This is a genomic window from Aurantiacibacter spongiae, assembly GCF_003815535.1.
In the GTDB taxonomy this organism is placed as follows: domain Bacteria; phylum Pseudomonadota; class Alphaproteobacteria; order Sphingomonadales; family Sphingomonadaceae; genus Alteraurantiacibacter; species Alteraurantiacibacter spongiae.
Genome location: NZ_RPFZ01000001.1, coordinates 1,626,705 through 1,639,040, shown reverse-complemented (window position 1 = coordinate 1,639,040; position 12,336 = coordinate 1,626,705). Strand labels below are relative to the sequence as shown.

The window sequence follows — 12,336 nt, the reverse complement described above, 5'->3', positions numbered from 1 at the left end:
GTCAGCGCAGCTGGCTGTCCTTGGACCCGCGCCGGTTGATGGAGGAGTGGCGCACGGCGCTGTCGCGGCCCGACTGACAGGCCACGCAGGTGCGCACGCCGGGCACGGCCTCGCGCCGCTTTTGCGGGATATCCTCGCCGCAGATATCGCAGTATTCCGCGCTCTCGCCCCGCGGCATCCGCGAACGGGCCGCGGCGACCGCATCGCTCACCGTATCGTCGATCTGATCCTGAACCGCGCCGTCGCGCGACCATCCGCCTGCCATGTCGGCCTCCTTCCCCACCTCAACGGGCGGGAGCGGCCGCCCGTTCCTCAGCGGATGCGTTCGTAGCGGGTCAGGCGGGGGGCGAGGCTGTTGTCGGCGACGTTCGTCACATCGCCCGACCAATCCGCCACGAAGATGGATTCGCGGTCCACCCCGGTGGCGAAACGGGCATCGTTGTTCGTGACGGCAAGCGCCGAACTGTCATGCGCGCGCCCCTCGGCCGCGACGGCGATGAAGGCGGCGTAGTTCTCCTTGTCCGCCCCTTGCACGAACCAGTTGTTGCTGATCTGCCCGGCGGCCCCGCCCGGCAGGTCGATCATGTAGTTGGTCGCGCGGCCCGCCGCGTCGTCGAAGCTGGATGCGGCGATATCCACGCGCGCGGCGCGCGCCTTCACGTAATGGCCGCCGCGCCCTTCCTCGAAGCGGGAATTGGTGATGCGGACATGGCCGTATTCGCCGGTGTAGATCGAATGCGCGCAGCCGCCCGCTCCCTCGCAGGTGCCGAGGCGGGAGAAGGTGGACCGGTCGACCACCAGCGTGGCGGCCGGATCGTTCGCGGTCAGGATACCCTGCTGGCTGTCGCGGAACCAGCTTTGCGCGACGGTCAGATCGCCCCGCTCCAGCCGGATGCCCGCGCCGTTGAAGTCGGGCACGCGAATGTGTTCGAAGATCAGCCCCGCTACCTCGGCTCCGCGACCGCGCAGCACCAGCGCCGCCTTGCCCTCGCACGCGACGCCGTCGAAGATGGCGGACCCGGGATCGTTCGCGAAGTAGGAGAGATCGCCGCTGCTCTGCACCGCGCATTGTTCGTACCGGCCCGGCGCGATGGCGATGGTGCCCCGCGCATCGCCGATAGCGTCGACCGCGTCCTGAAGCCTGGCATAGCCCTGCCCGGTCTCGATCACGGTGAAGGGAGCGGCGCGCTCCTGCGCCATCAGGCTCGCTATCGGGATCGCCAACACGGCCAGTACCGAGAACGGCGCGGCGGCCTTCGCCGACAGGCGTCTGGGAACGATATGGGCCGCCGGGTTGGTCACGCCGGCATGGATAGCGCGGGGAAGGTTAAGGCCGCGTCAACACCTGCGCATTGTCAGTTGCGGGCGATGACCTTCAGGAACGCCTCGCCATAGGCGGCGAGCTTCTTCGCCCCGACGCCCGGGACGTTCGAGAGCGCGTCGAGGCTGGCGGGGCGCGCAGCGGTCATGTCGCGCAGAACCGAATCGTGAAAGATGACATAGGGCGGCACCTGCGCTTCGCTGGCGAGATCGCGGCGCAGGGTGCGAAGTGCCTCGAACAGCGGATCGCCGACCGGATTGGGCGTGCTGTCACCCCGCCTGCGCCCGTGCCCGCGATTGCCACCCGGCCGCACCGGGGGGCGCACCATGAACAGCTGCGCCTCGCCCTTCAGCAGATCGGGCGCGTCGCCTGCCAGATGCAGACCGCCATGTTCGGTGGCCACCAGGCTGCCCCGCACCTGCAAGGCCCGCGCGACGGGTTGCAGCAGAGCGGCATCGGCCCCCTCGACGATGCCGAAAACCGACAGGTCATCGTGCCCCCTGGCCCGGACGCGCTCATCCTCCGCGCCCGTCAGCACCTTCTGCAGATGGCCGAAGCCGAAGCTCTGCCCGGTGCGATAGACGGCGGATAGCAGCTTGCGCGCCAGCTGCGTCACGTCGATCACCTCGGGCGGGTCGAGGCAGTTGTCGCAATTGCCGCAGGCCGGCGGCGGATCCTCGCCGAAATGACGCAGCAGCACCGCGCGGCGGCAGCCCGCCGTCTCGACCAGGCCGGCCAGCGCGTCGAGCCGCTGGCGCTCGCCGCCCTGCCGCGCCGCGTCCATATCGGCGACGCGCGCGCGGGCGGTGGCGAAGTCGCCCGCCCCCCAGAGCATGAGGGCCACCGACGGATCGCCGTCGCGCCCGGCGCGCCCGGTTTCCTGGTAATAGGCCTCGATCGACTTGGGGATGCCGGCATGGGCGACGAACCGCACGTCCGGCTTGTCGATTCCCATGCCGAAGGCGATGGTCGCCACGATCACCATGTCCTCGCTGGCTACGAAGGCCGCCTGGTTCGCCGCCCGTTCCTCCGCCGGCAGGCCGGCGTGGTAGGGCAGCACAGGCCGGCCGGTGTCGCGCGCGAGGCTCTCGGCCAGCTGCTCCACCTTCCGGCGCGTGGGTGCGTAGACGATGCCGGGGCCGGGATTGTCCGCGCACAGACGGGCCAGTTGCCGGGGCAGCGATTCGCGCGGGGCGATGACGTAGCGGATGTTGGGCCGGTCGAAGCCGGCCACCACCAGACCTTCGTCGGGTATTCCCAGCTGTGCCAGGATATCGGCACGGGTATGCGCATCCGCCGTCGCCGTAAGCGCGAGGCGCGGCACGGCGGGAAAGGCGTCCATCAGCGGGCGCAACTGCCGGTAGTCGGGGCGGAAATCGTGCCCCCATTCGGACACGCAGTGCGCCTCGTCCACGGCGAAAAGCGACAGCGGCGCGCTTCCCAGCAGCTCGCGGAAAGCCGGCTGGCTGGCGCGTTCGGGGGCGACGTAGAGCAGGTCCAGCTCGCCGCTGCGGAAGGCATCGAGCGTCTCGCGCCAGTCGGCATCGGCGCTGGTCAGGGTGGCCGCGCGAATGCCGTTCGCCCGCGCGGCGCGCAACTGGTCGTGCATCAGGGCGATCAGCGGCGAGATGACCACGCAGGTTCCGTCGAGCATGGTGGCGGGCAACTGATAGGTGAGCGACTTGCCGGCCCCCGTCGGCATGACCGCCAGCGTGTTCTCGCCCGCCAGAACCCGTGCGATCACATCGGGCTGGCTGCCGCGGAAGTCGGCGAAGCCGAACAGGCGACGCAGGTCTTCCCGCGCGCGGTCGAGGGTTGGGGCCGATGGCATGGACCGTGCGTGTGACAGATGAGACGCCGCGTTCCTAGGGTGCGAAAAGCGCATTTTCACATCGCCCCGACGCCGCTAGGAACGGGCGCGTCCAACACCAGTGAAGAGGGGCTATCCCGATGAAGAAACTTGTCCTTGCCGCCGTTCCGCTTGCCTTCGCGCTGACAGGCTGCGGCGATTCCACCGATGCGTCGGAAGACGCGGTCGCCGACACCGTCGAAGTCCCTGCGGACGAGGCCATGGCCGACGTCCCGCCGCCCGCCGCGCAGGAGACGATGACGCCGCAGCAGGCCGAGGCGACCATCGAGGAGAACGACCAGAGCGCCGAGGACGCCGCCGACGCCGCGCAGAGCACCGTCGACGACGCGATGGCCGCCGCCGAGGCCGCCACCTCCGAAGCCGAGGATTCGATGGAGTGACGATGGACCCGGCCCGGCGCCGGCATTTCCTGGTGCCGGGCCTCGTCCTCTTTCTCGCCGCCTGTTCGGGTGACGCAGCCGACCCGCCGCGCGCGCCGACCAGGGGAGAACGAGCGGCGCTCGCCGACGCGGCGGACATGCTCGATACGCGCGAACCCGAAGCACCCGGCGCACCGCCTGCCCGGCGATAGGACGATTGGCGGGACGCCGCGCGGTGTGATAGTAACCGCCGCATGAACGATCTTGCCGACACACCCCGCGCGACGCCCGGCGACGCCCCGGATTTCAGCACCCTTCCCGACGTTTCCAGCGACGTCTTCACCGCCCCGCTCAAGCGCCCCGAACACGTTACCGAGGACTGGCTCGAGCCGGCACAGACCGACTACGACAGCGAGGACAATCGCATCTGGGACGAACTGTTCGCCCGGCAGATGGAAATCCTTCCCGGCCGCGCCTGTTCGGCCATGCTGGACGGGCTGGAAAAGCTCGACCTGGGCAAGGGCGGCGTGCCCGATTTCGGGCGTCTGTCGGAGGAACTGGGAGACATGACGGGGTGGAGCGTGGTGCCGGTTCCCATGCTCATTCCCGATCACGTGTTCTTCTGGCACCTCGCCAACCGGCGCTTTCCGGCGGGCAATTTCATCCGCACCCGCGAGACGTTCGACTACATCCAGGAGCCCGACGTCTTCCACGACGTGTTCGGCCACGTTCCCCTGCTGACCAACCAGACCTTCGCCGATTACATGCAGGAATACGGCCGCGCCGGGTGGAAGGCGATGCGGCACAACCGGCTCAAGGCGCTGGGCGCGCTCTACTGGTACACGGTCGAGTTCGGTCTCGTCATGGAGAAGGGCGAACCGCGGATCTACGGTGCCGGCATTTCGAGCGGCCCGCGCGAAGCCATCTTCGCGCTGGAGGGCCAGTCGCCCAACCGCATCATGCTGAATGTCGACCGCGTCATGCGCACCGATTACGTGATCGACGACCTGCAACCGACCTATTTCGTGATCGAGAGTTTCGAGGATCTGTTCCGGCAGACGGTGGAGCGCGATTTCGATCGGCTTTACCGCAACCTTTCGCCCGGCTTCACCTATGCCAATTCCGCGGTGATCGACGTCGACTACGTCCTGCATCGCGGTACCCAGGAATACTTCCTGCGCGGCGGGCGCGGATCGGACGCCGATCCGGTGTAACCGCCATCGCCAGCGCACAAACGAAAAAGGCCGGCCCCCGTCATGCGGGTGCCGGCCTTTTCATGTCGCACGAAGGCGAAGGTTACATGGCGTCGTTGGCGTCCGCCGCGCCTTCGTCCATCGCCTCGCCCTGCTCTTCCATGGCATCGGCGCGATCTTCGACCTGGTCGGTGATGGCATCGGACTGCTCGTCGCTCATCGTGCCGGCGTCTTCCATCGCGTCGACCTGCTCGTTCACGGCTTCGGCCTGCTGCTCGCCGGCGTCTTCCATGGCATTCTCGTTCGGACCGTCGCAGGCGGCCAGGCCGAGGCCCAGGACAGCGGCGGATGCAATCGCAACAATCTTCTTCATGTCATTTCCTTCCTAGAACCAAGAAGGGGCGCCCGCGATGGGCACCCCTTCCCGCATGTAGATGCTGCAAGCAGCTTACATCGTTTCGTCGACCTGGTCTTCCGCGTTCTCTTCCATCGCGTCGGTCTGGTCGTCCATGGCGTCGGCCTGCTCGTCGGTGATCTGGCCGGAGGCTTCCATCTCGTTCACCTGGGCGTCGCGAGCGTCTTCCATCTGCTCGATATTGTCCTCGGCCTCGTTCTCGGCGGCGCTATCACAGGCGGCGACGCCCAGACCCAGGGCGGTGGCGGCGGCGATGGCTACGATCTTCTTCATTATGCTTCCTTTTCACAAACGGGCGGCGCACGCGCCTTCCCGGGAAAATGAATGACCAGAATAAGGCATCCACCGACTCGCTTAACGCAAATCAGGAAGCCGGAACAGGTTTAATGGCAAAATAAAGGCAACAGCACCGGCAAGCGACACGAGAAGCGCACTGATGCGGCAGCTTTCGCCCAGCATCTCGCCCGTTCCGAGCGCGGGACTGATCGCGATCCCGGCGACCAGCGCGCCGAGAATACCGGCGGCTACGTTGTGCTGAAGCGCGCGCGTTCCGTCGCTTCGCGCCACGAAGGCCGCGATCCATCCGACGATCGCACCGGCAACGACCATGAACACCAGACCGACCAATTCGCGCACATCCTCTCGAGGCTTCGTTCGATATCCAACCGGATAAACATATATTGGTTCCCTATCCGCGCACGATGCGGGGCAGTGTGGCGCAGGGGCAACAGGTCAGAACAGGGCGAGCAGCAGCACGCCCATCGCGATGCGATAGATCACGAAGACCAGCATCGAAGCCTTCTTCAGGAAGTTCATCAGGAACGCCATGGTCGCGAAGGCGGCGATGAAGGTCAGCCCGCCCGTGATCAGCGCTTCCGTCACCAGCTCGCTTCCGGCCTCGAACAGGTCGGGCAGGATCAGCACGCCTGCCCCCGCGACCGCCGGGATCGACAGCAGGAAGGAGAAGCGCGCCGCTTCCACCCGGTGGAAGCCGAGCGTGCGGGCCGCCGTCATGGTGATGCCCGAGCGGCTTGTCCCGGGTATCAGCGCCAGGGCCTGCGCCAGTCCGACGATCAGCCCGTCGCGCCAGGTCATGTCCTCGAACCGGCGCCTTTCGGGGCCGAAGCGATCGGCGATGCCGAGCAGGATGCCGTAGACGATCAGGTTCACCGCGATCAGATCGGTGAAGCGCAGGGATTCGAGCAGGTCGTCATTCTCGACCGTCAGGCCGAACCATGTTTCGGCGATGGAATTGAACGCGCCCAGCTTGATCGACAGGCCCACCACCACCGCGGGAATGGTGCCCAGGATGATCCACCAGAACAGGCGTTTTTCGTGCGGGGCGCGGCCGATGCCCACGGTCGCGAAACCGCCGCGTGCCAGCACCATCACGTCCTTGAAGAAATAGACGATGATGGCGAGCAGCGAACCGACATGGACGGAAATGTCCAGCATCGGTCCCTGATCGGGCATGCCGAAGAAGATCGGCGTGAGGATCAGATGCCCGGAAGAGGAGATCGGGAGAAATTCGGTGACCCCCTGCACGATGGCGAGGATCAGCATTTGCAGGAAGGTCATGCGGAAAGCGGCTCCCAGAAAGACTTCTGCCGCCAATACGCTTGCGGGGGCGAAGTCAAGACCTCGCCCCCGCACCCGATGTTCGAACGCTCGTGTTCAGGCGTTACCAGATGACCACGCGCTCTTCCGGCGGCAGGTAGAGATCGTCATCCGGCGTCACATTGAAGGCCTGATACCAGGCATCCATGTTCCGCACCGCGCCGTTGGTGCGATATTCCTCCGGGCTGTGCGGATCGGTCAGCAGGCGCTGCCGGCCCGCCGCCTCGCGCTGGATCGAGCGCCACACCTGCGCCCAGGCGAGGAAGAAGCGCTGGTCGCCGGTGAGGCCGTCGATGACGGGAGCCTCCCGACCGTTCAGCGCCATCTTGTAGGCGCGGTAGGCGACCGACAGGCCGCCGACATCGCCGATGTTCTCGCCCAGCGTGAAGCGGCCGTTCACGCAGGTCTCGCCATCGTCGTACGGGCAGTAGCTGTTGTACTGCTCCACCAGCTGATCCCCGAGTTCGTCGAAGCGGGCGCGGTCGGCATCCTGCCACCAGTTCGCCAGCGCACCGCTGGCGTCGTACTTGGAGCCCTGGTCGTCGAAGCCGTGGCCCATCTCGTGACCGATGACGGCACCGATGCCGCCATAGTTCACGGCAAGGTCCGCGTCCGGCCCGAAGAAGGGCTGCTGCAGGATACCGGCCGGGAACACGATCTCGTTGAAGGACGGATTGTAATAGGCGTTGACCGTCTGGGGCAGCATGAACCATTCGGTCCGGTCGACCGGTTCGCCCAGCTTGCTCTTGTTGTCCTCGACGTTCCAGGCGATCGAGCGGATACGGTTGCCCAGCGGATCGCCGGGAACGATCTCCAGCCCGTCATAGGTCTCGAATTCGTCGGGATAGCCGATCTTGGGGAAGAAGCTGGCGAGCTTCGCCTGCGCCTGCTCCTTGGTTTCCGGCGTCATCCAGTCGTTCTCGGCAATGCTCTGGCCGAGCGAGGCGCGCAAATTCGCCACCAGCTGCTCCATCGCCGCCTTGCTCTCGGCCGGGAAATACCGCTCGGCGTAAAGCTGGCCGAGCTGTTCGCCGAGCTGTCCCTCGGTCGAGGCGATGGCCCGCTTCCAGCGCGGGCGCTGCTCTTCCTGGCCGCCGAGGAACTTGCCGAAGAAATCGAAATTGGCGTTGTCGAGCTCGCTCGGCAGGACCGAGGCGTTGTTCGAGAGGAATTCCTTGGCCATGTACGCCTTGAGGGTGGCGAGCGGGGTGGTCGTCAGCAATTCCATCATCGCCGGCAGACCCCCGCCGATCTTGGCGAGATCTTCCGCGTCCAGACCCAACTCGGCCGCTTCCTCCGCGCTCGGCGGTTCCTGCGAGACGAGGAAATAGTCCTGGTCGGCGAAGTCCTCGGCCTGCAGCAGCGCGCGCGTCGGGAAGGTGGAGGACATGGCCAGCACCTGATCACGGCTCAGCTTGTTGTAGGTGAGGTCGGAATTGCGCAGCATCGTGCGATCCCACTCGACCTGGGCCACCTGCCGCTCGAAATCGTAGACCGCCTGCGCTGCAGCGGCCGGATCCTGGTATCCGGCCTTGCCCAGCATGAATTCGAGGTAATCCATGTAGCGGGCGCGGATTTCCTCGTTCCGTTCGCTGTCGACCAGGTAGTAGTCGCGGTCCGGCAGGCCCATGCCGTTGAAGCCCAGCGACACGATGTAGGCGTTGGGATCCTTGTCATCCACGGTCACGCCGCCGGACACGAGCGAGGGATAGCCCGGTTCGGCGAACAGTTCGACCAGGTCCTCCAGCGAGGATGCGTTGTAGATGTTGCTGAGATAGGGATAGGCGGGGGCCAGACCGGCGGCGTCGATGGCGTCGGTATCGAGATAGGAATTGTAGGCGGCGACGATCCGCGCCTCTGTCGATCCCGGGGCCGGGTTGGAAGCGACGAGATCGCGCACCAGCGTCTCGACGTCGGCGGTCGACTGCTCGCGCAGGATATTGAAAGCACCGAAGCGGCTGTATTCGGCCGGGATCGGGTTCTCGCGGATCCACTTGCCGTTGGCGTATTCGAAGAAGTCGTCACCCGGATCGACCGAGGGATCGAGCGCGTCGGGATCGAAGCCCCAGTCGCCGAATTCCATGGTCGGCGTCGGCGCGCGCTCCTCGTCCTGTGCAGCGGCGGGCAGGGAGAGAGCGAGCGCGGCGGCGGATACGCCGGTTGCAAGAAGTTTGCGGATCATGGGCGGCCTTTCGGTTCGAGTGAAACTCTGCGCGCGGTTCCGCCGCTCGCGATGCGAGGGGGACGCGCCGGCGTGATATGTCGGCACATCACGCCGATTACAAATGAAACATTCACCCTGAACCGGGGCTTGCCAGCGACCAGCCGAGTCGCCGGGGGCGTTCAGGCCGCGGCGCTGTCGCTGAATTGCAGACCCGCCAGATGCGCGTAGAGCCCGCCCTGTTCGGTCAGGCTGGCGTGATCGCCCTGCTCGACGATGCGCGCCTCGTCCATCACCACGATCCGGTCCGCCGCGCGCACGGTCGCGAGTCGATGAGCGATGACGAGCGTCGTGCGATCCGCCATCAGCCGGTCGAGCGCTTCCTGCACCAGCCGTTCGCTTTCGGCATCGAGCGCGCTCGTCGCCTCGTCCAGCAGCAGGATGGGAGCATCGCGCAGCAGGGCGCGGGCAATGGCGATGCGCTGGCGCTGGCCGCCCGAGAGCCGCGCGCCGCCTTCGCCGAGAAACGTGTCGAGGCCGTCCGGCAGATCGCGCAGGAACCCCTCGGCATTGGCCGCACGCGCGGCGTCCCAGATCGCCTCGTCATCGGCGTCCCACGCCCCGTAGCGCAGATTGTCGCGGGCATTGGCGGCGAACAGGATGCCTTCCTGCGGGACGAGCGCGATCCGGCGGCGGATATCGGCGGGGTCGGCCTGCGTCAGCGGCACCCCGTCGATCCGCACGGTGCCCTGCTGCGGATCGTAGAAGCGCTCGGCCAGCTGGAAGATCGTCGACTTGCCCGCTCCCGACGGACCGACGATGGCGACCGTCTCCCCCGGTTCGACGGTCAGGGAGAAATCGGCGATCGCGGTATCGGTGGGGCGCGTGGGGTAGCTGAACGTCACGTTCTGGAACGACAGGCTGCCGCGCGGGGGCCGGGGCAGGGCCTGCGGACGCGCGGGCGGGGCGATGTCGGGGCGTTCCCGCAGCAGTTCGTTCAGCCGGCTGGCCGCGCCCGATCCACGCAGCAGGTCGCCGTACACCTCGGTCAGCGCGCCGAACGCGCTCGCCACGATCACCCCGGCGAAGATGAACGCGCCGATCGTGCCGCCGGTGATCTCGCCCGCCACCACCAGCGTCGCCCCGCGCCAGAGCAGTACGGTGATGGCGCCGAACACGAGCGTAATGAGGAGCGCCGTCATCACCGCGCGCACCATGATGCGCGTCTTCGCGGTGGCGAAGGTGGCTTCCACGGCGCCGGCGAAGCGATCGCCCTCGCGCCCCTCCTGGTTGAAACCCTGGACGATCTTCATGGCGGACAGCACCTCGGTGGTGATGCCGCCGACATCGGCCACCCTGTCCTGGCTGGTCCGGCTGATCGTGCGCAGCCGCCGTCCGAACAGCGCGATGGGCACGATCACCAGCGGGATAGCCAGGATCAGCCAGATCGCCAGTTGCGGCGCCAGGTAGAACAGGTAGCCGAGGCCCAGTACCGCGATGATGAGGTTGCGCAGCGCGACCGAGACCGTGGTTCCCACGACGCTTTCGATGATGGCGGTGTCGGCGGTCATGCGGCTGCTGATCTCCTTCGGGCTCGTCTCCTCGAAGAAGGACGGCGAGAGGCGCAGGAGATTGCGATAGACCGCCTCGCGGATGTCGGCGACGACCCGCTCTCCCAGCCAGCTGACGAAGTAGAAGCGAACCGCCGTGCCCACGCCCAGCACGCCGACCAGCATCAGCAGATAGCGAAACCAGCGCCCGATCTCGTCCCCGCCGGAAAAGCCGCGGTCGATGATGAGCTTCAGCGCCGAAGGCAGGGCGAGCGAGGTGACGACGGCGGTGACAAGCAGCGCCGTGGCGGCAAGGGCGAGTTGCAGCGGGTAAAGGCGCAAGGCCCGCACGACCATCGCCAGCGGCGAGAGGCTCTTTGCCGGTTCGGCTGCGTCTGACACTTCGGGGGAGCGCATCGTGCCTGCCAGTTAGGGTGTCACGGCGGGGCTGGCAATGGCGGCGCGGCCGGGGCGCAGCCACGCATACGGGCGGGGCAAATGTTCTTGCCGCGTTGCAACATGGCGCGCAAAGGCCCATGTAGGCTTCACAAACTTGAAGACGCGGTATGGGGCGGGAAGCGCTTGCCCGCCGCGATAACGGGTCATTCAGGGGCAACAATCCTTTGCTTTATTCCATCTATGAAATGCAGCGCGCCTGGCTCAACACGGCGAGCGAATGGGCTTCGGTCGGCGCGCGCCTGCTCGACAATCCGGCTCTGCCGATGGGATATACCGGCATGGGGCCGGTCATGGCCTCGGGCCTCAAGGTGTTCGCCCACCTCTACGAAGACCGCGGCAAGCCCGACTGGGACATCCAGCCGGTCAAGGTCGAGGGCAGGCAGCACCTTGTCAGCGAGACGGTGGTTTTCGAAAAGCCGTTCGGTTCGCTGCGCCGCTTTCGCCGCGACGATCTGCCAGAAGACGCACCCAGGCTGATGATCGCCGCACCGATGAGCGGGCACTACGCCTCGCTGCTGCGCGGCACGGTGCAGCGCATGGTGGAAAACCAGGAAGTCTACGTCACCGACTGGGCGGACGCGAAGATGGTGCCGGTGGAGGAAGGGACGTTCGATCTCGACGACTACATCGACTACCTGATCGAGTTCCTGCATTTCATCGGCCCCAAGGCGCACGTTCTGGCGGTGTGCCAGCCCAGCGTTCCCGCCTTTGCCGCCGCCGCCATCATGGGCGCGGAGAAGGACGAGTGCCGTCCCAAGACGCTTACCATGATGGGCGGCCCGATCGACACCCGCGCCAGCCCGACCGGCGTCAACGACCTGGCGATGGACAAGCCGCTAAGCTGGTTCCGCAATACCGTCATCGCCACGGTGCCGCTCAACTATCCCGGCGCGGGCCGCCGCGTCTATCCCGGCTTCCTGCAACTGGCCGGCTTCATTTCCATGAACCTCGCCGATCACATGATGAGCCATTACGAGATGTTCAAACACCTCACCCAAGGCGATCAGGAGAGCGCGGACCGGACCAAGCAGTTCTACGACGAATACCTGTCGGTCTGCGACATGACGGCGGAATTCTACCTACAGACGATCGAGCACGTGTTCCAGGAACACGCCCTTCCCAAAGGCGAGTTCATGCATCGCGGCAAGCTGATCGATCCGGGTGCGATCCGCGACACCGCGTTGCTGGCCATCGAGGGGGAGAAGGATGACATCTCCGGCATCGGCCAGACCCGCGCGGCGCTCGACCTGGCACGGGATTTGCCCGTGAGGATGACAAAATACCACCTCGCCCGCGACGTGGGCCATTACGGCATCTTCAACGGCAGCAAATGGCGCACGCGCATCGCGCCGGTGGTCGAGGAGTGGATGCGCGCGTTCTGACCCGTTCGC

Annotated in this window: 13 protein-coding genes; 4 read left to right on the top strand and 9 right to left on the bottom strand. The window is 66.5% G+C overall.

Annotation, left to right across the window (positions count from 1 at the left end):
• Nucleotide 1 precedes the first annotated feature (1 nt).
• Genes EG799_RS08000 through recQ form a run of 3 tightly spaced genes read right to left on the bottom strand, consistent with a single transcriptional unit; the run spans nt 2 to nt 3,152 of the window.
• Entirely contained in the window at nt 2-265 is a 264-nt protein-coding gene (locus EG799_RS08000; protein ID WP_123880145.1) for a DksA/TraR family C4-type zinc finger protein, read from the bottom strand.
• A gap of 47 nt (nt 266-312) precedes the next feature.
• A complete protein-coding gene (locus EG799_RS07995) occupies nt 313-1,302 on the bottom strand; it encodes a right-handed parallel beta-helix repeat-containing protein (RefSeq protein WP_407641221.1) in 990 nt (329 codons plus the stop codon).
• Between the two features lie 53 nt (nt 1,303-1,355).
• On the bottom strand, nt 1,356-3,152 hold the full coding sequence (gene recQ, locus EG799_RS07990; protein WP_123880143.1) for a DNA helicase RecQ: 1,797 nt from the start codon (nt 3,150-3,152) through the stop codon (nt 1,356-1,358).
• A gap of 119 nt (nt 3,153-3,271) precedes the next feature.
• Between recQ and EG799_RS07985 the strand changes: the two genes are divergently transcribed.
• Genes EG799_RS07985 through phhA form a run of 3 tightly spaced genes read left to right on the top strand, consistent with a single transcriptional unit; the run spans nt 3,272 to nt 4,764 of the window.
• Nucleotides 3,272-3,571, top strand: a complete 300-nt coding sequence (locus tag EG799_RS07985) for a hypothetical protein (protein ID WP_123880141.1) — start codon at nt 3,272-3,274, stop codon at nt 3,569-3,571.
• Complete coding sequence (locus EG799_RS07980; protein WP_123880139.1) at nt 3,568-3,762, top strand: hypothetical protein; 195 nt, start codon at nt 3,568-3,570, stop codon at nt 3,760-3,762. Before EG799_RS07985 ends, EG799_RS07980 begins: the two co-directional genes overlap by 4 nt.
• 42 nt (nt 3,763-3,804) lie before the next feature.
• A complete protein-coding gene (phhA, locus tag EG799_RS07975; RefSeq protein WP_123880137.1) occupies nt 3,805-4,764 on the top strand; it encodes a phenylalanine 4-monooxygenase in 960 nt (319 codons plus the stop codon).
• 82 nt (nt 4,765-4,846) lie between these two features.
• Here the strand turns inward: phhA and EG799_RS07970 are convergent, their stop codons facing one another.
• The 6 genes from EG799_RS07970 to EG799_RS07945 form a co-directional block, all read right to left on the bottom strand.
• On the bottom strand, nt 4,847-5,116 hold the full coding sequence (locus tag EG799_RS07970) for a hypothetical protein (protein WP_123880134.1): 270 nt from the start codon (nt 5,114-5,116) through the stop codon (nt 4,847-4,849).
• A gap of 75 nt (nt 5,117-5,191) precedes the next feature.
• Nucleotides 5,192-5,431: a hypothetical protein gene (locus EG799_RS07965; protein ID WP_123880132.1), complete on the bottom strand. Its 240-nt coding sequence runs from the start codon at nt 5,429-5,431 to the stop codon at nt 5,192-5,194.
• An 81-nt stretch (nt 5,432-5,512) separates the two neighbouring features.
• Complete coding sequence (locus EG799_RS07960) at nt 5,513-5,794, bottom strand: GlsB/YeaQ/YmgE family stress response membrane protein (RefSeq protein WP_123880130.1); 282 nt, start codon at nt 5,792-5,794, stop codon at nt 5,513-5,515.
• 96 nt (nt 5,795-5,890) lie between these two features.
• Complete coding sequence (locus tag EG799_RS07955) at nt 5,891-6,736, bottom strand: undecaprenyl-diphosphate phosphatase (RefSeq protein ID WP_123880128.1); 846 nt, start codon at nt 6,734-6,736, stop codon at nt 5,891-5,893.
• A gap of 103 nt (nt 6,737-6,839) precedes the next feature.
• A complete protein-coding gene (locus EG799_RS07950; RefSeq protein WP_123880126.1) occupies nt 6,840-8,957 on the bottom strand; it encodes a M13 family metallopeptidase in 2,118 nt (705 codons plus the stop codon).
• A gap of 161 nt (nt 8,958-9,118) precedes the next feature.
• The gene (locus EG799_RS07945; protein ID WP_123880124.1) at nt 9,119-10,903 is read right to left on the bottom strand and encodes an ABC transporter transmembrane domain-containing protein; all 1,785 of its coding nucleotides are present in this window, start codon (nt 10,901-10,903) and stop codon (nt 9,119-9,121) included.
• A gap of 206 nt (nt 10,904-11,109) precedes the next feature.
• Here EG799_RS07945 and EG799_RS07940 point away from each other — a divergent pair, with 206 nt between their 5' ends.
• Entirely contained in the window at nt 11,110-12,327 is a 1,218-nt protein-coding gene (locus EG799_RS07940; protein ID WP_123880122.1) for a polyhydroxyalkanoate depolymerase, read from the top strand.
• Nucleotides 12,328-12,336 lie beyond the last annotated feature (9 nt).